At 70.7% G+C, this 24630-nt stretch carries 20 protein-coding genes and 1 tRNA gene; 11 read left to right on the forward strand and 10 right to left on the reverse strand.

What is annotated here, in order from left to right; all coding sequences use genetic code 11:
• Nucleotides 1-41 precede the first annotated feature (41 nt).
• From OHT52_RS00855 to OHT52_RS00870, 4 genes are all read left to right on the forward strand, one after another.
• Nucleotides 42-677, forward strand: coding sequence for a carboxymuconolactone decarboxylase family protein (locus tag OHT52_RS00855; RefSeq protein WP_328718136.1), 636 nt, complete (start codon nucleotides 42-44; stop codon nucleotides 675-677).
• Nucleotides 674-1570 (forward strand): SDR family NAD(P)-dependent oxidoreductase, encoded by an 897-nt coding sequence (locus tag OHT52_RS00860; protein WP_328718137.1) that lies wholly within the window; start codon nucleotides 674-676, stop codon nucleotides 1568-1570. Before OHT52_RS00855 ends, OHT52_RS00860 begins: the two co-directional genes overlap by 4 nt.
• 321 nt (nucleotides 1571-1891) lie before the next feature.
• Entirely contained in the window at nucleotides 1892-2947 is a 1056-nt protein-coding gene (locus tag OHT52_RS00865; protein ID WP_328718138.1) for a carboxymuconolactone decarboxylase family protein, read from the forward strand.
• A 392-nt stretch (nucleotides 2948-3339) separates the two neighbouring features.
• Nucleotides 3340-4104, forward strand: a complete 765-nt coding sequence (locus OHT52_RS00870; protein ID WP_328718139.1) for a helix-turn-helix transcriptional regulator — start codon at nucleotides 3340-3342, stop codon at nucleotides 4102-4104.
• Between the two features lie 135 nt (nucleotides 4105-4239).
• Here the strand turns inward: OHT52_RS00870 and OHT52_RS00875 are convergent, their stop codons facing one another.
• From OHT52_RS00875 to OHT52_RS00890, 4 genes are all read right to left on the reverse strand, one after another.
• Complete coding sequence (locus tag OHT52_RS00875) at nucleotides 4240-4941, reverse strand: maleylpyruvate isomerase family mycothiol-dependent enzyme (RefSeq protein ID WP_328718140.1); 702 nt, start codon at nucleotides 4939-4941, stop codon at nucleotides 4240-4242.
• Nucleotides 4938-5972, reverse strand: a complete 1035-nt coding sequence (locus OHT52_RS00880; RefSeq protein ID WP_328718141.1) for an SDR family NAD(P)-dependent oxidoreductase — start codon at nucleotides 5970-5972, stop codon at nucleotides 4938-4940. Before OHT52_RS00880 ends, OHT52_RS00875 begins: the two co-directional genes overlap by 4 nt.
• A 203-nt stretch (nucleotides 5973-6175) precedes the next feature.
• Nucleotides 6176-7486, reverse strand: a complete 1311-nt coding sequence (locus tag OHT52_RS00885; protein WP_328718142.1) for an ABC1 kinase family protein — start codon at nucleotides 7484-7486, stop codon at nucleotides 6176-6178.
• A 92-nt stretch (nucleotides 7487-7578) separates the two neighbouring features.
• A complete protein-coding gene (locus tag OHT52_RS00890) occupies nucleotides 7579-8352 on the reverse strand; it encodes a TIGR03084 family metal-binding protein (protein WP_328723574.1) in 774 nt (257 codons plus the stop codon).
• A gap of 312 nt (nucleotides 8353-8664) precedes the next feature.
• On the opposite strand from OHT52_RS00890, the gene OHT52_RS00895 reads away from it, so the two are divergent.
• The gene (locus OHT52_RS00895; protein ID WP_328718143.1) at nucleotides 8665-8817 is read left to right on the forward strand and encodes a hypothetical protein; all 153 of its coding nucleotides are present in this window, start codon (nucleotides 8665-8667) and stop codon (nucleotides 8815-8817) included.
• 111 nt (nucleotides 8818-8928) lie between these two features.
• Here the strand turns inward: OHT52_RS00895 and OHT52_RS00900 are convergent.
• Nucleotides 8929-9002, reverse strand: a tRNA-Pro gene (locus OHT52_RS00900).
• Nucleotides 9003-9127: 125 nt separating this feature from the next.
• On the opposite strand from OHT52_RS00900, the gene OHT52_RS00905 reads away from it, so the two are divergent.
• A complete protein-coding gene (locus tag OHT52_RS00905) occupies nucleotides 9128-9835 on the forward strand; it encodes a transketolase (protein WP_328718144.1) in 708 nt (235 codons plus the stop codon).
• Nucleotides 9836-9957: 122 nt separating this feature from the next.
• The gene (locus OHT52_RS00910; RefSeq protein WP_328718145.1) at nucleotides 9958-10854 is read left to right on the forward strand and encodes a transketolase family protein; all 897 of its coding nucleotides are present in this window, start codon (nucleotides 9958-9960) and stop codon (nucleotides 10852-10854) included.
• 40 nt (nucleotides 10855-10894) lie between these two features.
• Here the strand turns inward: OHT52_RS00910 and OHT52_RS00915 are convergent, their stop codons facing one another.
• Genes OHT52_RS00915 through OHT52_RS00935 form a run of 5 tightly spaced genes read right to left on the reverse strand, consistent with a single transcriptional unit; the run spans nucleotide 10895 to nucleotide 15028 of the window.
• A complete protein-coding gene (locus OHT52_RS00915; RefSeq protein ID WP_328718146.1) occupies nucleotides 10895-11464 on the reverse strand; it encodes a GAF domain-containing protein in 570 nt (189 codons plus the stop codon).
• On the reverse strand, nucleotides 11461-12084 hold the full coding sequence (locus OHT52_RS00920) for a GTP-binding protein (RefSeq protein ID WP_328718147.1): 624 nt from the start codon (nucleotides 12082-12084) through the stop codon (nucleotides 11461-11463). The genes OHT52_RS00915 and OHT52_RS00920 overlap by 4 nt, the downstream gene beginning before the upstream one ends.
• A complete protein-coding gene (locus OHT52_RS00925; RefSeq protein ID WP_443046754.1) occupies nucleotides 12062-12430 on the reverse strand; it encodes a DUF742 domain-containing protein in 369 nt (122 codons plus the stop codon). The genes OHT52_RS00920 and OHT52_RS00925 overlap by 23 nt, the downstream gene beginning before the upstream one ends.
• Before the next feature lie 2 nt (nucleotides 12431-12432).
• Nucleotides 12433-12867, reverse strand: coding sequence for a roadblock/LC7 domain-containing protein (locus tag OHT52_RS00930; RefSeq protein ID WP_328718149.1), 435 nt, complete (start codon nucleotides 12865-12867; stop codon nucleotides 12433-12435).
• Between the two features lie 7 nt (nucleotides 12868-12874).
• The gene (locus OHT52_RS00935) at nucleotides 12875-15028 is read right to left on the reverse strand and encodes a sensor histidine kinase (RefSeq protein WP_328718150.1); all 2154 of its coding nucleotides are present in this window, start codon (nucleotides 15026-15028) and stop codon (nucleotides 12875-12877) included.
• Nucleotides 15029-15830: 802 nt separating this feature from the next.
• On the opposite strand from OHT52_RS00935, the gene OHT52_RS00940 reads away from it, so the two are divergent.
• From OHT52_RS00940 to OHT52_RS00955, 4 genes are all read left to right on the forward strand, one after another.
• Nucleotides 15831-17111: a family 16 glycosylhydrolase gene (locus tag OHT52_RS00940; protein WP_328723575.1), complete on the forward strand. Its 1281-nt coding sequence runs from the start codon at nucleotides 15831-15833 to the stop codon at nucleotides 17109-17111.
• Entirely contained in the window at nucleotides 17108-18505 is a 1398-nt protein-coding gene (locus OHT52_RS00945; RefSeq protein ID WP_328718151.1) for a ricin-type beta-trefoil lectin domain protein, read from the forward strand. The genes OHT52_RS00940 and OHT52_RS00945 overlap by 4 nt, the downstream gene beginning before the upstream one ends.
• Before the next feature lie 201 nt (nucleotides 18506-18706).
• Nucleotides 18707-19921, forward strand: a complete 1215-nt coding sequence (gene manD / locus OHT52_RS00950) for a D-mannonate dehydratase ManD (protein ID WP_328718152.1) — start codon at nucleotides 18707-18709, stop codon at nucleotides 19919-19921.
• Nucleotides 19922-20314: 393 nt separating this feature from the next.
• Nucleotides 20315-24601: a discoidin domain-containing protein gene (locus OHT52_RS00955; protein ID WP_328718153.1), complete on the forward strand. Its 4287-nt coding sequence runs from the start codon at nucleotides 20315-20317 to the stop codon at nucleotides 24599-24601.
• Nucleotides 24602-24630: the final 29 nt, after the last annotated feature.

The following is a 24630-nucleotide window of genomic DNA, read 5'->3' on the forward strand; positions in this document are numbered from 1 at the left end:
CGCGGGGCGGCTCCCACAATCGGAAGAAAAGGCGATCATCCATGACCGATCCGAATGTGCTGAGCACGGTCCGCGTCCCCCTGGTGCAGGAGGACGAGGCCCAGGGCAGGACCGCGGAGCTGTACGAGGCGATCAAGTCCCGGATGGGGATTCCCTTCGTGCCGGACATGTTCCGCCTCGTGTCCAGCCGGCCCGACCTGCTGGAAGTCGTGATCGCCGGCTACGGCGGCGTGTTCAACGACGGCGTGCTGCCGCGTGCGACCCGCGAGATGATCTCCGCCTGGAGCTCCAAGGTCAACGGCTGCCCGTACTGCGTGGGCACCCACAACTGGTTCCTGGCCCAGTTCGGCGGCGACCAGGAACTCACTGACGCGATCGCCGGCGCCGCCTCGGTGGAGGACCTGCCGATCGACGAGCGCACCAAGGAACTCATGCGCCTGGTCACCCAGATCTGCACGGGTGCGTTCCGGGTCACCGACGAGGACTGGGCCAGGACCGAGGCCGCGGGCTGGACCAACGCGGAGATGCTGGAAGCGGTCTTCACCGCGTCACTGTTCGCCTTCATCAACCGCCTGGTGGACGGCCTGGGCCTGGGCGACTCGGTGGCCCGCAGCCGGATCGCCTCGCAGCCGGAGGACGCCACGGTGTCCGAGCAGCGGTTGACAGAGTCCCGGTGAACAGCCCTTCGCGAGCGATCCTGCTGACCGGGGCGGCATCGAGCACCGGCATGTCCTCCGGCACCGGAAAGGCCGTGGCGCTGCGGCTGCACCGGGCCGGCTGGCCGGTCTACGCGACCGCGCGGCGGCCCGAGGCACTGGCCGAGCTGGAGGCCGAGGGCATCCGGGTCCTCCAACTGGACGTCAACGACGAGGATTCGATGACGGCCGTCGTAGACAGGATCACCGCCGAGCACGGCTCGGTCGGCACTCTGATCAACAACGCCGCCTACAGCCTCAACGGCACCATCGGCGAGACCCCGATGGACGAGGTGCGCAGCCAGTTCGAGACGAACGTCTTCGGACTGTGCCGGCTCACCCAGCTCGTGCTGCCCGGCATGCGGGCCCGGGGCAGCGGACGGGTGATCATGATGTCGTCCATCTTCGGCCAGTTCGCCACCCCGGGCCGCGGCTACTACCAGGCCACCAAGCACGCGTTGGAGGCCATCAGCGATTCGCTGCGCCTGGAGGTGGACGCGTTCGGCATCAAGGTGGTGCTGGTCGAGCCGTCGCCGGTGCTCGGCGGGTTCGTACCGATGTCGGTCGCCGACCTCGGGATGTCCGGGCAGGAACATGGCGGTCCGTACGACGACTTCTGGCGGTACTTCGTCGACTGGCACGGCGCCTACCGGGAGACGGAGAAGCCGAGCGGCCGCGGCCGGATGGCGGTGCGCGCGGAGACCGTGGCAAAGGTCATCGAGAAGGCGGTGACCAGCGACGACCCGCGGATCAGGTACCGGATCGGGATGCCGTCCCGGCTGCTGCCGCGGATGCGGTGGACCATCGGGGACAGAATGTTCGAACGCTTCGTCCGGGCGTTCTTCCCCGTCCCTCAGGGCGTGCGTCGAAAGTAGCGCCGCCTGTCCGGAGGGCGGACAGGCGGGACACACGCCCTTGTCGTACTGACCCGTCACCGTGGCTCCGCCCGGCACCGCCGATGATGGCGGCCGGTCGGAGCCACGGCTGCGAGCGCGGCGGCAAGCCTTGCCGGAACTCGTGCGGGACCGGCCGTCAGACCGCAAGAATGAAGAAGGAGGAACCCCGCATCGGTGTGACGATTGACTGGCGCACCGAAAGTCGTCCGACGAGGAGCTGAGGGAAGTGCCACCGATGCATGAAGGCCACGCGGAGCCACCGGGGCGCGACGTCACCGGTCCTGATCCCGGAGCGGACGCATGAAGGACCCGAGACTGCTCGTTCAGTCGCCGCTCAGGAGACTGTCCCTGCTCCAGGTCCGGCACATCGCCACCGTGCCGTTCGGTGAGGCGACCGGCGACACCGCCCGGGTCTACCGAGAGCTCGAACAGGACTTCGGGGTGCTGGCTCCTCCCATAGCCCTGCACGCCCCGGTGCCGGCACTGCTCGCGGCCTCCTGGATGACACTGCGCGAGACGATGCTGGTCGAGGGGCTGGTACCGCGGGCCGCGAAGGAAGCGGTGGCTGCCGCCGTGTCCCGGAGCAACCAGTGCCCCTTCTGCACCACCATGCACTCCACGATGCACAACTCCCTGACCACCCGGCCCACTTCGTCCGGGCGGGGCGTGAAGGCGGGACCGGCCGGCGGCGCGGGGACGGCGCCGGACCAGTTGACGGCGTGGATCGGCTCGGCGGGCATGCCTCCGTTCGCACCCGAACTGATGCCGGAACTGGCCGGGACCGCGTTCTGCCTCCAGTACCTCAACCGGATGGTCAACGTCTTCCTGGGCGCGCAACCGCTGCCGCCGCGCGCCCCGGACCGGGCGGTGGGCCCCGTGCTGCGGGTGCTGACCGGCCTGATGCGCGGCTCCGTCCGGGCCAGGATCCGGCCGGGTAGGTCGCTGTCGCTCCTGCCCCACGCACCGCTGCCGAAGGACCTGGGCTGGGCGGCGGCCGATCCGCGGATCGCCGCGGCGCTGGCCCGCAGTACGGCGGCCGTCGAGCTGACAGCGGCCGAACTGGTGCCGGAGCCGGTCCGGGACCTGGTGGCCGCCGAACTGGCCCGCTGGGACGGCGGCGACCCCGGCCTCGGCCGGGCCTGGCTGGACGCACCGCTGCGGGAACTGCCGCCCGCCGACCGGCCGGCGGGCAGCCTCGCACTGCTCACCGCCCTGGCCTCCTACCGGGTGGACGACAAGGTCATCGCGGCCTACCGGCAGAACGGCGGGGGTGACCGGGAGATCCTCGCGGTCACGTCGTGGGCCGCCCAGCGGGCGGCCCAGCGGCGCAGCGGACAACTACTCCGCGACAACTGAATACCCAGCTCCCCCGGGTCGTCGGCTGTTGTCCGTTCACCCCGCCTTGCGGGTGTGTTCCGATATGGCTTCCGTGCGCCCTAAATTCTCCAGGTGTTGCTACCCGATGCAGCGCAGCGGGATCCAGCACTTCCATGTCGTCGCCCGAAATCGGGGCCCCATTCCCCCCGACCTGCGGTCGTCAGGCACTTCCCTGCGCGTCCGGTGGGGACGTACTCGATTCATCGGCACGCTCGGAGAAATGCCGTGCACAAATTTGCGGTACACATTGTCGCACCGACAGAGCGTCAGTTCTGAGATTCTGCTCGGCCATTTCCGTCAGGTCGCATTCGATTCATCGACAAGCTTGGAGCACTGCCATGCAGGTCGCCGTTGAGCGTGCAATAGCGACGATGTGGGATCGATACGAGGAACCACTCTCGCTCGACGAGATCGCCAACACCGCGATTCTCAGCAAATTCTACTTCTCCCGGGTGTTCCGCAATCTCACCGGGACCTCTCCGGGCCGATTCCTATCCGTGGTCCGGTTGCACCAGGCGAAGAGCCTGTTGTTGGAGACCAATCTCAGCGTCACCGAGATCTCCTACCGGGTCGGTTACAACAGTCTCGGCACCTTCACCAGTCGTTTCACCCGCAGTGTGAGCCACTCTCCGGCCCGGTACCGGGCGCTGGCCCGTGCCGGGCTGCTCGCGCCGAGCGGCGGGGCCGCCACGGGACCGCAGCAGCTCCTCGACGGTGGCCGGCCCACCAGTGAGCTGGAAGGCACCATTCGTCTCCCCGGCACCCCACAGCCGGTACGGATCTACGTCGGTGCGTTCCGTGAGTCCATCGTGCAGGGCCGCCCGACCGCCTGCGTGATCCTGGACGGGCCCGGTTCGTTCTCGCTGCGCCTGCCGGAGGGCGCCTGGTACATCCGGGCGGCCGTACTCGCCGTGGACGACCCGCGCTCGCCGCACGGTCAGCGGCGCCCGCTGCTGGTGGCTTCGAGCCAGGTACTGAACGTACGACGGAACGAGGACATGCGGGTCAACCTGGTCGGGCGTCCGCTGACTCCCCTGGACCTGCCGATCCTGCTGGCGCTGCCGGAGCTGGACTTCTCGGGTCTGCCGAAGGCCGGCGGTGCTCCCGTCGAGCTGCCCGCCGTCACCGGTACCTGAGACCGTAGTCGCGAAGCAGAACGCCCGGCCCGTCGTGCGACGGGCCGGGCGTTCTGGAAGGCCTTCCAGGCGGTGCGACCCCGGCCGGTGCGGCCACCGGGCGGTCCTGCCGCGGCCCTCGCGGGGCTCGGTGGGTCAGAACCCGCGGACCGGCTCCACCTCGTTCGCGGGTGGCGCGAACGGCCCCCAGGCGAAGGCCGGCATCCAGGTCACCGACGGGTTCCCGGACCAGCGCAGCTCCTCGATCTGGTGCCGGGTGCGTCGGCCGGTCAGCGACCGGAACACGTCGAAGGCCGCGCCGTGGACGGTGGCGACGGGAGCCCCCTCTCCCACCACCCAGTCCCGCTCCGGGGTGTCGATCCGCAGCGCCGGCAGATTCCCGCCGTGCAACGCGAGGCCGAAGCCCATGGTGGCCAGGTCCAGCGCGCCGGGGAACGCCGGATGGCCGGACGGCGCGGCCGTCCGGCCCAGACCGACGCGCAGGTCCATCTCGTGCGAGAACACGTCGAGCAACAGGATGCGCCGCCGCAGTTCGGGGGTCCGGTCCAGTGCCTCGCGCAACTCGCCGTCCAGGGCGTCCCACCGGTCCAGCAGACCGGGCAGGTCAACGCCCTGAGACGGGCGCAGATCTATCTGGTTGTCCTCCAGGGCGACGAACGACTCGCATATGTGGACCAGGTGTCCGATCAGGTCGCGCACCGTCCAGTCGGGGCAGGCGGGCACGCCGGCGGCGGCCGTGTCCGGCGTCCGGGTCACCAGGCCGGTGATGTTCTCCCTGGTCCGCCGGTAGGCGTGGTACTGCTCGGCCGGATCGTGTCCGGTCCCCGCCGCCGTCATGACCCGCTCCGCTCGACCGCGGTGCCGGCCTGGCGCCGCGTCAGCAGGCCGGCCCGGTGCAGCCAGCGAGCGGTGTCGGCCATCGTCGTCGTGACGGGCCGCGCCGTGGGGACGTCGGCCGTAGCGGCCCGGGCCACCGGCACCGCGTGGACACAGGTGTAGGCGGCGCCGAACTCGGCGGGGATGTGCCACGGCCACCACCGCTGGACCTCATCGGCGACCCGGGCGGCGGGAAGCATGGCCCGCCCCGACAGCCGCAGCGTCGTGAGCCGACGGCCGGTCGCCGCGCGGAGCTCCGCCAGGTAGTCGGCCGTCGTCACGTACCGGTTGGGCCCGAAGACCCGTACCGGCTTGTCCGGCGGCGGGCCGAGGGCCAGCCCGCCGAGCAACTCGGCGGTGTCACGCACGTCGCCCAGCGGGAAGCCGCCGGTGGGCCACAGCGGCATCAGGCCGCGCAGCGCGTCGCGCATCCGGCGGGTCTGGTCACCGAGCCTCGGGTCGTCCGGGCCCAGCAGAGCCGGGGGGTAGACGATGTGGACCGGCGCCCCGTCGTCCTGGTGCCGTCGGGCGAGCGTCTCGCAGGCCGCCTTGCTCGCCAGGTAGGGCTCGTCGGGGTCCCCCACCGGACTTTCGGCGCGCAGCTCGGATTCGGTGGTGGGAATCAGCGCGCCAACGGTCGAGACGTACAGCACCGTGCCGGTCCCGGCCCGGACCGCCGCCTTCAGGACCGCTTCGGTGCCCGCCACATTGGTGCGGGTGATGTCGTCGCGCCGCCGGCGGTCGAAGGAGTAGACCGACCCCAGGTGAATCACGGCGTCGGCGCCGCGGACCGCGCGGGCCGCCGCCGCCTCGTCCGCGACGTCGCCGGTGACGGTCTCCACCGTGTCCGGGTCGATGCCGAGCGGGCCGAGCGCGGCCGCCAGGCGTGACGGATCGCGCACCAGCAGCCGAATCCGTGCTCCGCCGGCCGCGAGGGCGGCAACCGTGTGCGAGCCGAGGAAGCCGGTGCCTCCTGTCACACAGACCAACATGTCGTTCCTCCTTTTCCGTCCCCTGCCGACGTGTCGCTTCGCCCGCCGGCGCGGCCGGTCCGCAGGCGTGCACGGCCGTCCGGCAGAAGCTCTCTCGGGTGATGTCCGCCACGCGGCGGCTCGTGCCGTCCGGCCCGATCCCCACAAAGGTGGGGACGGGCGACCGCAGACCGTACGGCGCGCGGCGGTGCCGGAACGGTTCCTCAGGCGGCCCACCCACCGGAGGAACCGTTCTCGCGGCGCTCGGAGTCCACTTGGACGTCCTTGGCGAAGGAGGCCATGAGCACGGGGACCGCCTCGGCCTGGAAGTCGACCTCGGAGTCGAACTCCTTGATCATTCCTTCCAGCACGAGCAGCGACAGCAGCGGAAAGGCGAACTCGGCCGCGGCGAAGACGCCGAAATCCTTCTGGAGCTTGAACAACCGCGGCGCGAACGCCCCGAGGTCGAAGTCCTTCGACAGTGCCCCGGCCACCTCGTCCACCAACGCCGTCACCGCGCTGCGGAAACCCTCCCGGTCCATGTCCGCGGGGAGCCGCGCGGCGCTGTCGAGCACGATGTCCGCACACTTCGGGCCGTTGCCCTGGGCCATGTTGAGGAAGAAGCCGGCGAAGGAGCGCCGCACCGCGTCGGGCAGTCGCACCACGAAGCCGGCGTCGAGCACCACGACCCGTCCCTCACCGTCCAGGCAGAGGTTGCCCGGATGCAGGTCGCAGTGCACCACGCCGTCCACGAAGAGCATCCGGTAGACCGCCCGGAGGACGTCCCGGACCACCTCCTGGCGGCGGGCCACGGACATGCCGTGGGGCCGGAACCTGCCGATGTCCGGGACGAACTCCATGGTGAGCACCGTCGGTCCGCACAGTCCCTCGACGGGCGCGGGGATGCGTAGTTCGGTGTGGTCGGAGAGGTTGCCGCGCAGCGCGAGCAGGGAATCGTGTTCGGCGGTGAAGTCGAGCTGGCGCAGGACGGCGCCGCCGAGCTGTCCGATCATCTCCTCGGCGGGCAGGTCCCGCATGCTCGGCAGCAGCCGGCCGGCCCGCGCGCCGAGCAGGGCCAGCCGCAGATCGGCCTCCAGCACCGGGCGGATGCCGTGCCGCTGCACCTTGACGGCGACCTCAGATCCATCGACGAGCCGTGCGCGGTGCACACTGGCGATACTGCCGCAGGCCACCGGCTCCCAGTCGAACTCGGCGAAGGCATCCGAGAATCCGGCTTCGGCGAGGGTGCGTGCCACCGCCGCGCGTCTCGGCTGCCGCACCTCGTCGGCCAGTTCGCCCAACGCCTTGCACCAGTGTTCGGGGACCAGGTCGCGGCGCGTGCTGAGCAGTTGCCCCGCCTTGACGAAGAACGGCCCCAGCGCGGTCAGCAGCCGGGGAGCGCGGTGCGCCAGCCGGGTCCGGCCGCCGCGGGTCATCGTGTGCGGCAGGGCGGCGATCAGATGTCCGGTGACGATCAGGGCGGTGGCACAGGCACGCTTCGGAAGCAGCCACCAGCTGGTCCGTTGTTCTCGCACGGCAACCCCAGATCCCTCGTGTCGGGCGGACCGAAGACGGCCCGCCAGCCATGAAAGCAGCCGCCGGGCCGGTGATCTATATGCCATATTGCTCACTGCGGTGCCCGGCCCGTGCCGGGCGGTCCGACGTAGGACTGTGCGATGTCCAGCCACTGGTCAGCCTCCGTCCCGACAGCGCTCAGCGCAAGGTCGTCGCGGTGTCTGCGCCGGGTGACGAGCAGACAGAAGTCCTGGGCCGGGCCGCAGATCCGCTGTCCGGCCTCCGGCGGGCCGAAGGCCCACAGCTCCCCGGACGGGGCCGTCAGCTCGAAACGGAACGGCTCGGCCGGGGGCCGCAGACCGCGGGCACGGTAGGCCAGGTCCCGGGTGCGGGTCCCGAGGAAGACGATGTGACCGATCCGGTCGGTGAGCACGCGCGGACGCCCGAGGCCGTCGCGGATGTCCTGGCCGTGCGCGAACAGCTCCGTCAACGCGACCGCGGCGAGCACGCTGGCCGGCAGCGGCCCGGCCGGCCACGGCACCAGGTCACGCCGCCCCCGTGCGGCCAGTCCCTTCTCGGCGGCGGCCCGTTCCTCGGCCCAGCGACGCAGCAGACCGGGAAGCGGCTCCGCGACGTACTCGGCGAGCCTGGAGTCCATCCCGGACTGGAAGTCCTCCCGGACCGGCGCGGTCTCGGCCTCGAAGGCCTCCGCGTCGCTCACCGCGAGCCGTACCATACGGGAGACGTACGCCAGGTGAGCCACCTGGTGACGGACCGTCCAAGAGACGGCGGGTGTCTCCGCCGCCCATTCCTCGGGGCTCAGTCCTGAGACCAGATCACCGAGTTCGGTGCCCTCCACCGCCAGATCGGCGTACACGTCGTGCATCGCGGTCACGTGGCCATTCCTTTCGAGGCGCCGAAGAACGCAGCAGGCGAACCGCGTCCATCTTCCGGGCGCGCGCGGACCGCCGCTTCTTCGCACGTGCTCTCCGCGCCGCATCCGACGCCCTGGAGGCGAGGGACCGATGTGTCCTCCACGGCGAGGCGCCGCAGCGCGAGCGGCGCCGGTTCCAGCAGGAGACTCACCGGCACGGCGCGTTCTTGGCGGCCTCCCGGGCCCCAGGCGCCGTCCACCGCTGTCCTGCGCGATGCCACGCACGGGGACGACGTGGTCATGCTGGGTGGTGGCCATGGAGCCGTGGCCGGCGATCCTGCCAAGGACGTGTACCTGGACCGCTACCTGCACCCGGACGTCCACAGGATCACGGCGGCCGGGACGGCGCTGTCGGCCCACGTCAGCGCGCTGCGCGCACCGCGTTCGCTGCCGAGCCCCGTCGTCATGACCCGCTGACGCGGTCAAGGACGCCCAGACCGCGGCTGGTCCCCGACCGGTCCCCAGAAAAGTTCGAGGGCCGGTTTCGGATTGCTCCGAAACCGGCCCTCGAACTACGACTCTCACGAGTCGGGACGACAGGATTTGAACCTGCGACCCCTTGACCCCCAGTCAAGTGCGCTACCAAGCTGCGCCACGTCCCGGCACCCGTCTGACCTGGGCTGCTTCCCTGGCCGAACGCGCATGAGAACGATACCGCACTCGGACGGGTGGTTACGAACCACTTCCTCTTGACCTCAACCATGGTTGAGGTCCAACCATGATCAGCATGACGAATTCCACCGGCTCAGGGCTCCGCACGCACGGCTACGAGGACCTGAACCGCCTGATGGGCCTCATGACCGGCGACGAGAAGCACGGGCCCGCCGCCACCTCCACCCTGGACGTGCTCTGGGTGCTCTACGACCGGGTGCTCCGAGTCGGCCCCGCGACCGTGGACGATCCCGAGCGGGACAGGTTCCTGCTCTCCAAGGGCCACGGGCCCATGGCCTACTACGCGGTGCTCGCCACCCGCGGCTTCTTCCCGGAGGAGCTGCTCACCGGCTTCGGCTCGTTCGACTCGCCGCTGGGCCAGCACCCGGACCGGCTGCTGGTGCCGGGCGCCGAGATCGGCAGCGGATCGCTGGGGCACGGCCTCCCTCTCGCGGTCGGCACCGCCCTGGGGCTGCGGGCGCAGGGGCGCACCGATCCCCGGGTCTGGGTTCTCGTGGGGGACGCGGAACTGGACGAGGGCAGCAATCACGAGGCGCTCGCCTACGCCGGGCCCGCCGGCCTGGAGCGGTTGCACACCGTGGTCATCGACAACCAGTCGGCGACCTACGGCCGCCCCGGCGGGATCGCGGCGCGCTTCGAGACCGCCGGGTGGTCGGTGGCGAGCGTGGACGGCGGGGACCACGAGGCGCTGTACGCGGCCTTCACCGCCCCCCACCCCGGCCGGCCGCACGCCGTGGTCGCCCGGACCGCGCCGAAGCGCTGACCGCGCGACCGCTCTCCCTCAGCCCTCTCACACGCTCCTGGTCCCGCCGCACACCGCGGCGCGCCCCCTCACTCCCAGCCTCACCTCACCACCACTCCCGGCACCAACGGAAAGACTCCCCCGTGGACACCATGCGAGACCGCTTCATCGCCACCACCACCGAACTTCTCGGCCATGATCCGCGCCTGGCTCTCGTGCTGGCCGAGATCAGCCGCGACGGCTTCGCCGGAGCCGAGCGGAACCACCCTGACCGGGTGATCAATGTCGGTATCCGTGAACAGCTGCTCATCGGGGCGGGCGCGGGTATGGCCTTGACCGGGATGCGGCCGATCGTCCACACCTTCGCGAGCTTCCTCGTCGAGCGCCCCTTCGAGCAGATCAGGCTGGACTTCGGGCACCAGGGCGTGGCCGGGGTGCTGGTGAGCGCGGGAGCCTCGTACGACTTCCCGGCGGCCGGCTTCACGCACATGTCGCCCGGTGATGTGGCGCTCATGGACACGCTCGACGGCTGGAGCGTGCACGTTCCCGGCCATCCCGACGAGGCGGAGGCACTGCTGCGGCGGGCAGCCGCCGGGGACGACCGGGTCTACCTGCGGTTGTCGCTGCAGTCGAACCGCCGGGCCCTGCCCGTGGACGGGAACGGCTTCCTCACCGTGCGCGAGGGCTCCCGGGGCGTCGTCGTCGCGGTCGGCCCGACGCTGGACGACGTACTCGCCGCGACGGAAGGGCTGGACACGACCGTGCTGTACGCGGCCACGGTGCGGCCCTTCGACTTCGACGGGCTGCGCAGGGCGGTGGGCGCGGGCACCGCCGACGTGGTGCTCGTGGAGCCGTACCTCGCCGGTACCTCCGTAGCGGTGGCGACCGAAGCCCTGCTCGACCTCCCGCACCGGGTACTGGGTCTGGGTGTGGGCCGCGCGGAGCTCCGCCGCTACGGGCGGATGGACGAGCACGTCGCGGCGCACGGGCTCGACGCCGCGGGGCTGCGGAGTCGCATCACTCGGTTCCTGCGCGGCTGAGCGGACGCTCCACGCACGGGTCTGCCCTTCGCCCGTCTCCTCAGCGGCGGGGCAGCTCCCGGCGGTCGATGTGCCCCATCAGTTCCTGGGCGAGCGCCTTGATGGTGACGAGCCCCGCGCGCCCCCACGGCCGGGGGACGGTGTCGACGGCGCAGACGGTGCCGAGCGCGACTCCGGCGCCGTCGATGAGCGGGGCCCCGAGGTAGGAACGAATCCCTATGCCGTCCACGACCGGGTTCCCGGCGAAGCGCGGATAGTCGCAGACGTCGTCCAGCACCAGGGCCTTGCGCCGTACCAGGACGTGCGGGCAGTAGCCGTGGTCGCGGGCCATGTAGCGGTCGCTCCGGTTGCTGCGCGCGGCAGCGGTTCCGAGGGCGCCGCCTCCCTGGTTGCCCGCGGGTGTGTGCAGACCGGCGAAGAACTGACGGTTCTCGTCGATGAAGTTGACCATGGAGTAGGGGGCGGCGGTCACGGCTGCGACGCGGTCCGCGAAGTCGTCGAAGTTGTCGAAGGTCGTGTCCGGCCGCTCCCCCAGGCCGAGCCGGCGCAAGCGGGCGGCCCTGGCGGAGCCGTCGCGGTCGACCGGGGTGAGCAGCTGCCTGCCCGTCACGGGTGTGCTCCGTAGGTCTGGAGCGGGGCAGGGGCGGCGGTGGCGTTGATGAGGTGCTGGAGGAGCGTCACCAGCGCGCCCGTACCGGAACTGGCGATCCGGGCGTCGCACAGGACGACCGGGACGCCCGGCGGGAGGTCCAGTGCGGCCCGGACCTCGTCGGGGGCGTAACGGTAGGCGCCGTCGAACTCGTTGACGGCGACGATGAAGCCGATGCCACGCCGTTCGAAGAAGTCGACGGCGGCGAAGCACTCTTCGAGGCGCCGCGTGTCGGCCAGCACCACGGCGCCCAAGGCACCCTGCGACAGCTCGTCCCACATGAACCAGAAGCGTTCCTGGCCGGGGGTTCCGAAGAGGTACAGGACGTGGCTCTGGTCGAGGGTGATCCGGCCGAAGTCCATGGCGACGGTGGTGGACCGCTTCGACTCGATGCCGTCGAGGTTGTCCGTGCCCACGCCGATCTGGGTCAGCAGCTCCTCGGTGCTCAGCGGGGCGATCTCGCTGACGGCGCCCACGAACGTCGTCTTGCCGACCCCGAACCCACCCGCGACCAGGACCTTGAGGGCCACGGGGAAGGGCGCGGGGCGGGCGGTGCTGTCAGAGTTGTCGTCGTAGGCCATCGAGCACTGCCTCCAGCAGGGTTCGGTCGGTGGGCATGTCCTGGAAGGCGGGGGCGTGCGCGGTGACGGCCCCGCAGTCCACCAGGTCGGAGACGAGGACCTTGGCGACCGTCGCGGGCAGCCGCAGATGCGCGGCCACCTCGGCGACGGACGTGGGGCCTTCGCAGAGCCCGAGTGTCACGGTGTGTTCGTGGCCCAGGTGGGCCTGCGGTTTCCTGCCGGTCGCCATGATCAGCGAGAGCAGGTCGAGTTCCGTCGTCGGCCGGGTCCGGCCGCTGCTGACGGTGTACGGACGGACGAGCCGGCCGGCCGCGGCGTCGAGCAGCGGTCCTTCCTGAGCCCGCACGCTCACAGCCCCGGGGCGAACGGTGTCCCCGCCATGTGTCGTGCCGGGGTGGCCAGATACGGTCGCACGCTCTTGACCAGCATGGTCATCTCGTACCCGAGGACCGCCGCGTCGGCCTCCCGGCCGGCGAGGACCGCGAGGCAGGTGCCGGAACCGGCGGTGGAGACGAAGAGGAGGGTCGAGTCGAGTTCGACCACGACCTGACGCACGTCGCCGTTGTCCCCGAACCTTGCCCCGGCGCTGCGGCCCAGGGAGTAGAGCCCGGCCGCCAGGGCCGCCATGTGGTCCGCGCTGTCGGAATCCATGCCGTGGACCGACTTCACCAGCCCGTCCGCGGACAGCAGGACGGCACTGCGCGTGTACGGGACACGTTGGACGAGTCCGCTCAACAGCCAGTCGAGGTCGGCGACCTGACCGGACGTCATTTCACTCGGCATGGTGCATCTACTCCTTGTACGTGTTCTCGTGACGGGGTTCGGGGTTCTCGTGACGGGGGACGGGGCCGGGGCGTCCCGGGACTCCCCTCTCGGACGGTGCGGCCGGCGCGCGTACGGGCAGCGGGGTGACCCGCCGGACCGGTGGCGCGGCCGGAGCGGCGTACGGGACGAACCCCGGCGCCGTGGACCCGGGCAACGCCGTGGACCCGGGCGGCGCGGTGGACCCGGGCGACCCCGCCGCCGGGGCGGGCCCGGTCGCCGGCGGGAGGCCCTGGCCCGCCGCACGCGACGGTCCGGGCGCGGGCGGAAGGGCGTCGCCGCCGACCGGCGGCTCCGTGTCCTGCGCCGACCGGGCCTCAGCCAGGTCGATACCGCGCCGGAAGGCGGCGACGAGGCCCGGGTCGTGCACCGCGTGCTCGTCCGGGACACGGCGCACCGGGGCCTGGCGGAGCTGCGGCACCAGGTTCTCCTGATTGGTCCGCCGGGGCAGTTCGGGGCGGGCGGGCTGCGGTTCGGGGTACGCGGCCGGTGCGGCGTGCTCGGAGGGCGCGGGGGGCGGCCCCGTGGGCGCCGACCGCTCCGAGGTGCGCTGCGGGAGCGGCGGGCCCTGGGCCTCGCGGCGGATCTGGCGCGGTGGGTGCGGGGTACCGGGAGCCGGAGCGCCGGGTGCCCCGGGCCCGGCCGGGGCCGCGCCGGGTGGCCCGAGTCGTCCCACCACGGGCCGGAGCTGATCCTGCGGCGCGGGCGGGAGCTGGTCCCGGACCGGCTGCCGCGCACGGTCCGGTCCTCCCGGGAGGACCGGTGCCGACCGGGGCTCGGCGGAGGCCGGTGCCGGGCGGGCCCGTGGGCCGGAGTCCTGGGCCGGCGGCCGGTGCACGGCGCCGGGCGGGGGCACCGGAACGCCCTCCGGCGGCGTGGTGGTGTCGCCCTCGGCGCCGAGCAGCACCTGCGGGAGGACCAGGACCGCCTGCGTACCGCCGTAGATGTTGCTCTCCAGCCGGACCGCGATGCCGTGGCGTCGGGCCAGCGCGGAGACGACGAAGAGCCCGATGCGGCCGTCCTGGAGCAGGTGGGCGACGTTCACCTGGTCGGGGTCGGCGAGCAGAGCGTTCATCCGGCTCTGCTCCTGGCCCGGCATGCCGAGCCCGCGGTCCTCCACCTCCAGCGCGAAGCCGGCCGTGACGGGCTGGACCCGCAGCAGGACCTGGGTGTGCGGAGCGGAGAACACCGTGGCGTTCTCGACGAGTTCGGCCACCAGGTGGATCACGTCGGCGACGGCGTGCCCGCGCAGGGTCCCCTCGATCGGCGGAACCAGTTTGACCCGCGGGTACTGCTCGACCTCGGCGATGGCGGAGCGCAGCACCTCGGTGAGGGTGACCGGGTTCGACCACTGCCGACGGGACACCGCCCCGCCGAGCACGGCGAGGTTCTCGGCGTGACGTCGGATGCGGGTCGCCAGGTGATCGACGTGGAAGAGGCCCTTGAGGAGGTCGGGGTCTTCCACCTCGTGTTCGAGTTCGTCGAGAATCTGGATCTCACGATGCACCAGAGACTGAAGGCGGCGTGCGAGGTTGACGAAGACCTCGACCTTCTGTTCGTTGCCCGTGCTGCTGAAAAGCTGGGACGCCTGGCCCACGGCGGCCACGGCGGCCTCCTGCGAGCGTGCGATCTCCTGCCCCAGCAGGTCGAAGGCGTCCGCTCCCGGGGCGGTGGGCTGTGGAGCCCTGCGGGCGGGCAACTGCTCCCCGGCCCGGAGCTGTTCCAGCGCTCGCTGCAGGTCGGCCTGACCCCGGGCGTTGGCCCGGCGGAGCGCCTGGGCGCGGTCGAGCAGCCCGGCCGATACCCGGCGGGCGCCGATGCACGCCGCCACGACGGCCGTCACGGCCAGCGCGCCGGACCCGCCGAGCGCCGCCAGCAGGCTGCCGGAGGGACGCACCCCGCAGGCCCGTACGGTGAAGACGACCGCGGCGGCACCGATCAGCAGGGCGGCCACGGTCGGCAGCAGCGCCGCCCGCACCATCTGACCGCGTATCCGCAGCCGCGATGCCGGCTGTACGGTGCGCGGCTTGGAGGAGGCGGTCTGGGAACGGCCCGCGGGGCGGCCGTGCCGCCCGCTCTCCCGGCGATCCGGTCGCGCTTCTGGTGCGCGAAGTTGAGACATCAGCGTCCTCGGTACGTGGGGCACCCGGAATCGTTCATGCGGTGGCACCAAAGGGGGTCGGTCAGGCTCCGGATCAACCGGGCGGGCTCGAAGAACATGAGCCCATCGTTGATCACTGAGCACACACGGTAGTCGCCGACGCGGCGGGCGTGAGCGCCAGTTGTCGAACTTGCCCGCCATCCGTCCCGCTCTGGTATGACGGCCCGTACTGACGACCGATTTCCGTTCGCCTTTTTCGGCGACCGGACCGATGGAGCCGAGTGGCGCACGTCACCCCGCGCGACCCTTCGGGGCACGCGCCACGACCATGCGCCACGACGACGACAGAACCCGCTCACCTCTCGTGACGAGCCCACTCGGGGCCGCGAGCGCCGCTTCCACCGACAGCCGGCGCCCCGCCTCCCGAGGGGCGGCGGGGGTGCGCACGGCTTCGCCGAGGAGCCGTCCACCCGGTCGTGGCGCAGCGCGGATGAGCCGGTTCGTCCGGTCGCGGGCGCTGCCCACCGGTGCGCACCCCCGCACGTGGAACCTCGGCCGCGCCCCGGCAAAGCCGCCCGCCCCTCGGGCGTGAGCGTTCAAGACGTGAACGGGCCGGCCAAAATCCCGTCGACACGAGTCAACAGAAGGTACGGACCAGCACCTTGACGCCCCCTCGCCCCCTCACTTAAATCAAGTAGTGAATTAACAAACGGCCTTACCCCTCGGGATGCGGACCCTCACCACGGTCCGTCACGCCTTCATCCGCCATGCCTATCTGTCATGCCCATGACAGATTCCCCCCACGCGAAGTGATGTGATGACCATGCGAACTCCCTTCAGGCGCCGACTGGCACTCTCCGTCGCCTCCCTGCTCTGCTGTTCGGGCGTGCTCATGGCCGCCCCGGCAGGCGCGGCGCCCGCGACCTCCCAGAGTGCCGCCACCGCGGCTGCGGCGACCACGACCTTCTCCGACGACTTCAACGGCACCGCCGGGTCGGCGCCCGACGCGGGCAAGTGGCAGACCGAGACCGGCGACAACGTCAGCAACCACGAGCGGCAGTACTACACGGCGGGGTCGAACAACGCCAAGCTCGACGGCCAGGGCAATCTGGTCATCACCGCCCGCAAGGAGAATCCCGCCAACTACCAGTGCTGGTACGGCACCTGTCAGTACACCTCGGCCCGGCTGAACACCTCGGGCAAGTTCACGTCGACGTACGGGCACGTCGAGACCCGGATGAAGATCCCGCGCGGTCAGGGCATGTGGCCCGCGTTCTGGATGCTCGGCGCGGATCTGGGCAGTGTCGGCTGGCCCAACAGCGGTGAGATCGACATCATGGAGAACGTCGGCTTCGAACCGGGCGCGGTCCACGGCACCATCCACGGCCCCGGTTACTCCGGTTCGGCGGGCATCGGCGCGGGCTACTCCCTGCCGGGCGGCCAGGCCTTCGCCGACGCGTTCCACACCTTCGCGGTCGACTGGGCCCCCAACTCCCTCACCTGGTCGGTCGACGGCAACGTCTACCAGACGCGTACCCCCGCCGACCTGGGCGGCAACAGCTGGGTGTTCAACAAGCCCTTCTTCATCATCCTGAACCTCGCGGTCGGCGGCTACTGGCCCGGCGACCCCGACGGATCGACTCCGTTCCCCGGCCAGCTCGTCGTCGACTACGTGCACGTCACCACCAGTGACGGCGGTACCACCCCGCCCCCGGCCACCGGTGGTTCGATCACGGGCATCGGCGGCAAGTGCGTCGACGTCGCCGGCGCCGGCACCGCGAACGGCACCGCCGTCCAGCTCTACGACTGCAACGGCTCCGCCGCCCAGAAGTGGGCCGTCAACAGCGACGGCACCATCCGCGCCTTCGGCAAGTGCCTCGACGCCAAGGACGCCAAAACCGCCGACGGCACCCTGCTCCAACTCTGGGACTGCAACGGAACGGCCGCACAGAAGTGGGCGACCCCCGCGGCCAAGGACATCGTCGGCATCCAGTCCGACAAATGCGTGGACGCCACCGGCAACTCCTCCGCCAACGGCACCCGCCTCCAGCTCTGGACCTGCTCCGGAACCGCCAACCAGAAGTGGACGGTGAACGCCGCGTGAGCGCCCTCACCGGGTCCCGTCGCCGCTGGGTCCCGTCCGTGGCCGTACCCGCCGCGCTCCTCCTCGCCGCGGGGGCCTCCCTGGTCTCGCTGCCCGCCCCCGCGCAGGCGGCGGTGACCGCGACCGGCGCGATCACCGGCATCGGCGGCAAGTGCGTCGACGTCGCCGCCGCTTCCTCGGCCAACGGCACCGCCGTCCAGCTCTACGACTGCAACGGCTCGCCCGCCCAGCAGTGGAGCGTCAACAGCGACGGCACCATCCGCGCTCTCGGCAAGTGCCTCGACGCCAAGGACGCCAAAACCGCCGACGGCACCCTGCTCCAACTCTGGGACTGCAACGGAACCGCCGCGCAGAAGTGGGCGACCCCCGCGGCCAAGGACATCGTCGGCATCCAGTCGAACAAGTGCATGGACGCCACCGGTAACTCCTCCGCCAACGGCACCCGCCTCCAGCTCTGGACCTGCTCCGGCACCGCCAACCAGAAGTGGACGGTCCCCTCGGGCGGCGGCACGCCGGCCCCCGGCGGGACCATGGCCGTGGCCCCGTACCTCTACAACGGGTGGGGCAGTCCGCCGAATCCGACGACCGTGATGAACGCGACCGGGGTGAAGTGGTTCACGCTGGCGTTCGTCCTGAGCAACGGCTACTGCAACCCGCAGTGGGACGGCTCGCGGGCGCTGGCCGGCGGGGTCGACCAGCAGACGATCAACACCGTGCGCGGGGCGGGCGGCGACGTCATACCGTCGTTCGGCGGCTGGAGCGGCAACAAGCTGGAGACTTCCTGCTCCAGCGCGGGTGAGCTGGCCGCCGCGTACCAGAAGGTCATCGACGCGTACGGCCTCAAGGCGATCGACATCGACATCGAGGCGGACGCCTACAGCAACGCCACCGTGCAGCAGCGCACGGTGGACGCGCTGAAGACCGTCAGGGCCAACAACCCGGGCATCAAGGTGTACGTGACCTTCGGCACGGGCCAGAGCGGTCCGGACAGCTCCCTGATCAACCGGGCCGCCTCCTCGGGGCTGACCGTCGACAGCTGGACGATCATGCCGTTCGACTTCGGCGGCGCCGGCCAGAACATGGGCAATCTCACCAAGCAGGCCGCCGAGGGCCTGAAGAACGCGGTGAAGAGCGCCTACGGGTACACCGACGACCAGACGTACCGGTCGATCGGCATCTCGTCCATGAACGGTCTCACCGACGACAACGAGACGGTGACGGTGGACGACTTCCGCACCATCCTCGCCTACGCCCAGCAGCACCACCTGGCGCGGCTGACCTTCTGGTCGGTCAACCGTGACCGGCCGTGCACCGGGGGCGGCGCGGACACCTGCTCGGACGTCAGCCAGCAGGCATGGGACTACACCCGCGTGTTCGCGCAGTACACGGGGTGAACCACCGCGTGGTGGCCGGAGCTGTCATGGCCCGGCCACCGCGCTCCGGTGCGCGGGCGCGGACGGGGCCACGGCGGGGAGACCCGGGCGGAGCGCCGGCGGCGGGACTGATGGAATACCGGCAGGAACGGCCCGCTCCGGATCGCGGACGGCCCGCCCCGGTATCGCACAGCCCCGCCCAGCACCGGAGAGAGCACGCGCATGAAGATCGTCGACGCGAAGTTGATCGTCACCAGTCCCGGACGCAACTTCGTCACGCTGAAGCTGACGACCGACGAAGGGCTCACCGGACTCGGCGACGCCACCCTCAACGGCAGGGAACTCGCCGTCGTCAGTTACCTCGACGACCATGTCCTGCCCCTGCTCATCGGGCTCGACCCGCACCGCGTCGAGGACACCTGGCAGTACCTGTACCGGGGCGCCTACTGGCGGCGCGGGCCGGTCACGATGGCCGCGATAGCCGCCGTGGACGTGGCGCTCTGGGACATCAAGGCCAAGGCCGCGGGTCTCCCGCTCTACCAGCTCCTCGGCGGAGCGAGTCGCGACCGGGTCCGCACCTACGGCCACGCCAACGGCGCCGGCATCCCGGAACTGCTCGACTCCGTCCGAGCCCGTCTCGCCGAGGGATACCGGGCCGTCCGCATCCAGACCGGCGTGCCGGGCCTGAAGGCGGTCTACGGGGTGCACACCACCGACGAGAGCGGCGCCGCCGTGCTCCATCAGCGGGCCAGGCCGCTGGTGGAGGACTGGGACACCGACGCCTACCTGCGGCACGTCCCGGCCGTCTTCGAGGCGGTACGTACGGAGTTCGGCGCCGAACTGCCGCTGCTCCACGACGCCCACCACCGGCTCACCCCGATCCAGGCGGCGCGGCTCGGCAAGGACCTGGAGCCGTACCGCCCGTTCTGGCTGGAGGACTGCACGCCCGCGGAGAACCAGGACGCGTTCCGCCTGATCCGCCACCACACGACCACCCCGCTCGCGGTGGGCGAGGTCTTCAACACCGTCCACGACTACCAGGCCCTGATCACCGAGCGGCTGATCGACTACGCGCGCTCGGCCGTCACCCACTTCGGCGGGGTCACCCCCCTGCGCAAGCTCTTCGACTTCGCCGCTCAGTACCAGGTCAAGGCCGCGACGCACGGGCCGGAGGACATCTCCCCGGTGGGTATGGCGGCGGCGGTCCACCTGGACCTCGCCGTGCACAACTTCGGCATCCAGGAGTACTCGGGCCACTCCGCGCTCACCGGGGAGGTGTTCCGGCACGCCTACACGTTCACCGACGGGCACCTCCACCCGGGCGAGGCCCCCGGCATCGGCGTGGAGCTCGACGAGGAGCTGGCCGCCGCGCACCCGTACGAGCCCGCCTATCTGCCGGTCAACCGCCTCCAGGACGGCACCGTCCACGACTGGTGAGACCTGGGGGCCGGCCTGCCCCCTCACCCTCCTGCCCTCCCGCCGATGCCCCGGACCGCCGCGTTCCCCCACGCCGCGGTCCGGGGCGTCGGCGTTTCCACGCTCGGCCTGCCTTGCGCAAAAACGCAACCGGCTTCCATCGCTTGCGGCGAACTTGCATTTCCTGACAGCACAGACGAAAGCCCCTGATCGCGGCGGGTGTTGACCAATCAAGCCGATCCGACGCGGCAATTGGTACGTGCGGGACCGGTAGACGAGCCTCCAGATATCTGCAACCCTCTGACCGCTCCTCGCAAAAGATGTAGTGCATGACGCATAAATCCAATCCTCCCTGCACATCGACTGAGCCGCGCCTCGCCTCCGTCAGGGGCGAGGCCGAGGGATCGGGGATCCATGAGAGCGAAACGCTGGAGAGCGCGCGGTCTGTCCGCAGTGGTCGTCACCAGCCTGCTGACCGTCGGCGGACCCGCGCTGACCGCCACGGCGGCCTCGGGGCCGAACGCGGCCTCGGGCCTGCCGGCCAAGGCGAGCAGCGCGCAGGCGAAGAACACCGCCGCCGGCATCACCGACGGCGACCAGGGCACCTACTGGCAGAGCGCGAAAGGTGACGGACCCCAGTGGGTGCAGACCGACCTGGGGTCCACCGTCCGGACGGACGGAGTCGTACTGAAACTCCCGGCCGGGTGGGCGAGCCGCACCCAGACACTCGCCGTCCAGGGCAGCACCGACGGCACGGCCTTCGCCACGCTGAAGAGCTCGGCGACCTACACCTTCAGTCCGGGGCAGGCCAACGCGGTCACCGTGAACTACCCGGCCACCAAGGCGCGTTACGTACGTATCGCGGTCACGGACAACTCCGTCGCGGATGCCGCCCAGCTCTCCGAGCTGGAGGTGAAGCTCGCAGCCGCGTCCTCGGTGAACCTCGCGAGCGGGCGCACCATGTCGGAGAGCAGTCACACCGACGTCTATCCGGCGTCCAACGCCAACGACGGCAACAAGTCGTCCTACTGGGAGAGCGGCAACAACGCGTTCCCGCAGTGGATCCAGGCGGACCTCGGTTCCGCCGTACGGGTCGACCGGGTGGTCCTGAAGCTGCCGGACAGCTGGGGGCCGCGCAGTCAGACGCTGAAGATCCAGGGAAGCACGAACAATTCGGCCTTCACGGACCTCACCGCCTCGCAGGCGTACACCTTCGACAGCGCGGGGGGTCAGACGGTCACCCTCTCGTTCGACGCCACCACCACGCGTTACGTGCGTGCCCTGTTCACCGCGAACAGCGTGCAACCGGGTGCCCAGGTGTCGGAGTTCGAGGTCTACGGCCCCGAGACGGGTGACACCCAGGCTCCGTCCGCGCCGTCCGGCCTCGCCTTCACCGAGCCCGCGAGCGGTCAGATCAAGCTGACCTGGAACGCCTCCACCGACAACACCGCCGTCACCGGCTACGACATCTACGCCAACAACACCCTGCTGAGCAGTGTGGCGGGCGGGGTGACCACGTTCACCGACAACCGGCCCGCGAACCAGACCGTCTCGTACTACGTACGGGCCAAGGACGCGGCCGGCAACCAGTCGGGCAACAGCAACACCGTCACCCGCCAGGCGAGTACCGGGGACACCACGGCGCCGACCGCCCCCTCCGGGCTGGCGCTGACCGAGCCGGCGAGCGGGCAGATCAAGCTGACCTGGAACGCCTCCACCGACAACACCGCCGTCACCGGCTACGACATCTACGCCAACAACGCCCTGCGGGGCAGCGTCGGCGGCTCGGTGACGACGTACACCGACGCGCAGCCCGCCTCGGCCACGGTCGCCTACGTGGTCCGGGCCAAGGACGCGGCCGGCAACCAGTCGTCGGCGAGCAACTCCGTGACCCGCAATGGTTCGGGCACCATCGGCTCCAACCTCGCGGTGTCCAAGCCGATCACCGCTTCGTCGTACGTGCACACCTACGTCGCGGCGAACGCCAACGACAACAACGTGACGACCTACTGGGAAGGCGCCGGGGGCAGCTACCCCAACACCCTGACCGTACAGCTGGGTTCCAACGCCGACCTGAGCTCCCTGGTGCTGAAGCTCAACCCGGACAGCGCCTGGGCGGCCCGGACGCAGACCTTCGAGGTGCTCGGGCGGGAGCAGAGCGCGAGCTCCTTCACCAGCCTGGCGGCTGCGAGGAGTTACTCCTTCGACCCGGCGAGCGGGAACACCGTCACCGTGCCCGTATCCGGCCGCGTCGCCGACGTACAGCTGAAGTTCACGGCCAACTCCGGCTCCTCGGCCGGGCAGGTCGCTGAGTTCCAGGTGATCGGAGTACCGGCTCCGAATCCGGATCTCGAAGTCACCGGTGTGACGTCCACGCCCTCCGCCCCGGTGGAGTCGGACACCATCAGCCTCGGCGCCACGGTGCGCAACAGCGGCGCGGTCGCGTCGCCCGCCACCAAGGTGGACCTGCTGCTCGGCGGTTCCAAGGTCGCCACCGCATCGGTCGGCGCTCTCGCGGCCGGGGCGTCGACCACGGTCAGCGCCTCCATCGGCACGCGTGAGGCGGGGAGTTACCCGCTGGGCGCGGTGGTGGACCCGGCGGGCCAGGTGATCGAGCAGAACGAGTCCAACAACGCCTACAACCGCACCGATCCCCTCGTGGTGAAGCCGGTCTCCAGCTCCGACCTGGTCGCCTCGGTGAACACCTCGCCCTCCAGCCCCTCGGCCGGTGACGCGGTGACCTTCGACGTGGCGATCAAGAACCAGGGTTCGATCGCTTCGGCGAGCGGGAGCCACGGGGTGACCCTCGCGGTGCTCGACGCGAACAACGCGACCGTGAAGACCCTGACGGGCGCGTTCTCCGGGACCATCGCGGCCGGAGCGACCGCGGCCTCGGTGAAGCTCGGTCCGTGGACGGCGGCCAACGGCTCGTACACCGTGAAGGTGACGCTCGCCGACGACGCCAACGAGCTGCCGGTGAAGCGGACGAACAACGTCTCCACCCAGTCGCTGTTCGTCGGCCGCGGCGCTGCCATGCCGTACGACACGTACGAGGCGGAGGACGCCACGACCGGGGGCGGGGCGCAGGTGGTCGGCCCCAACCGCACGGTGGGCGACATCGCCGGTGAGGCCTCCGGCCGCAAGGCCGTGAACCTCGACGCGACCGGTGAGTACGTCGAGTTCACCACCCGGGCCGCCACCAACACGCTGGTGACCCGGTTCTCCATCCCGGACGCCCCGGGCGGCGGGGGCATCGACTCCACGATCGACGTCTACGTCGACGGGGTCCTGAAGAAGGCGCTCCCGCTGACCTCCCGGTACGCGTGGCTGTACGGCGCGGAGGCCGGCCCCGGCAACTCCCCCTCGGCGGGCGCGCCCCGGCACATCTACGACGAGGCGCACCTCCTGCTCGGCGAGACCGTGCCGGCCGGAGCCAAGATCCGGCTGCAGAAGGACGCCGCGAACACCTCCACGTACGCGATCGACTTCGTGAGCCTGGAGCAGGCGACGGTCGTGGCCAACCCGGACCCGGCGGCGTACGCGGTACCGGCCGGATTCACCCACCAGGACGTCCAGAACGCCCTGGACCGGGTGCGGATGGACACCACGGGCAAGCTGGTCGGCGTCTACCTGCCGACGGGCGACTACCAGACCTCGTCCAAGTTCCAGGTGTACGGGAAGGCGGTGAAGGTCGTCGGTGCCGGTCCCTGGTTCGCGAGGTTCCAGGCGCCGGCCGGGCAGGAGAACACGGACATCGGGTTCCGTGCCGACGCGACCGCGAACGGCTCGTCGTTCTCGGGCTTCGGCTACTTCGGCAACTACACCTCCCGGATCGACGGTCCGGGCAAGGTGTTCGACTTCGCGGGCGTCTCGGACATCGTGATCGACAACGTCTGGGTCGAGCACATGGTGTGCCTGTACTGGGGTGCGAACACGGACCGGATGACCATCAAGAACTCCCGCATCCGGGACACGTTCGCCGACGGCATCAACATGACCAACGGTTCGACGGACAACCTGGTGTCCAACAACGAGGCCCGGGCGACCGGTGACGACAGCTTCGCGCTCTTCTCGGCGATCGACGCCGGCGGCGCGGACATGAAGAACAACGTCTTCGAGAACCTGACGTCGATCCTCACCTGGCGGGCGGCGGGCATCGCCGTGTACGGCGGTTACGACAACACCTTCCGCAACCTGCGGGTCGCCGACACCCTCGTCTACGCGGGAATCACCATCTCCTCGCTGGACTTCGGGTATCCGATGAACGGCTTCGGCACCGGGCCCACCGCCCTGGAGAACATCTCCCTGGTACGGACCGGCGGCCACTTCTGGGGGTCGCAGACCTTCCCGGCCATCTGGGTGTTCTCCGCCTCGAAGGTGTTCCAGGGCATCAGGGTCAGCCACGTGGACATCGTGGACCCGACCTACAGCGGGGTGATGTTCCAGACCAACTACGTGGGCGGACAGCCCCAGTTCCCGATCAAGGACACGATCTTCACGGACGTCTCGATCTCGGGCGCCCGTAAGAGCGGCGACGCCTTCGACGCGAAGTCCGGCTTCGGTCTCTGGGCGAACGAGCTGCCGGAGTCGGGCCAGGGACCCGCGGTCGGTGAGGTCACCTTCAACGGCCTGCGGCTCTCCGGCAACGCGGTGGACATCCGGAACACCACCTCCACCTTCAAGATCAACGTCAACCCGTAAGGAGCGGATCGACAGGATGTACGGGCCGT

This window comes from Streptomyces sp. NBC_00247, assembly GCF_036188265.1.
Taxonomy (GTDB): domain Bacteria; phylum Actinomycetota; class Actinomycetes; order Streptomycetales; family Streptomycetaceae; genus Streptomyces.

Excerpts from the sequence above, each read along its gene's own strand:
- OHT52_RS00905 (WP_328718144.1), top strand. The coding sequence starts at position 9,128 with ATGACGAATTCCACCGGCTCAGGGCTCCGCACGCACGGCTACGAGGAC.
- OHT52_RS00940 (WP_328723575.1), top strand. The coding sequence starts at position 15,831 with ATGCGAACTCCCTTCAGGCGCCGACTGGCACTCTCCGTCGCCTCCCTG.
- OHT52_RS00880 (WP_328718141.1), bottom strand. The coding sequence starts at position 5,972 with ATGTTGGTCTGTGTGACAGGAGGCACCGGCTTCCTCGGCTCGCACACG.
- OHT52_RS00955 (WP_328718153.1), top strand. The coding sequence starts at position 20,315 with ATGAGAGCGAAACGCTGGAGAGCGCGCGGTCTGTCCGCAGTGGTCGTC.
- OHT52_RS00930 (WP_328718149.1), bottom strand. The coding sequence starts at position 12,867 with ATGCCGAGTGAAATGACGTCCGGTCAGGTCGCCGACCTCGACTGGCTG.
- manD (WP_328718152.1), top strand. The coding sequence starts at position 18,707 with ATGAAGATCGTCGACGCGAAGTTGATCGTCACCAGTCCCGGACGCAAC.
- OHT52_RS00920 (WP_328718147.1), bottom strand. The coding sequence starts at position 12,084 with ATGGCCTACGACGACAACTCTGACAGCACCGCCCGCCCCGCGCCCTTC.
- OHT52_RS00865 (WP_328718138.1), top strand. The coding sequence starts at position 1,892 with ATGAAGGACCCGAGACTGCTCGTTCAGTCGCCGCTCAGGAGACTGTCC.
- OHT52_RS00890 (WP_328723574.1), bottom strand. The coding sequence starts at position 8,352 with ATGCACGACGTGTACGCCGATCTGGCGGTGGAGGGCACCGAACTCGGT.
- OHT52_RS00855 (WP_328718136.1), top strand. The coding sequence starts at position 42 with ATGACCGATCCGAATGTGCTGAGCACGGTCCGCGTCCCCCTGGTGCAG.
- OHT52_RS00870 (WP_328718139.1), top strand. The coding sequence starts at position 3,340 with ATGTGGGATCGATACGAGGAACCACTCTCGCTCGACGAGATCGCCAAC.
- OHT52_RS00875 (WP_328718140.1), bottom strand. The coding sequence starts at position 4,941 with ATGACGGCGGCGGGGACCGGACACGATCCGGCCGAGCAGTACCACGCC.
- OHT52_RS00935 (WP_328718150.1), bottom strand. The coding sequence starts at position 15,028 with ATGTCTCAACTTCGCGCACCAGAAGCGCGACCGGATCGCCGGGAGAGC.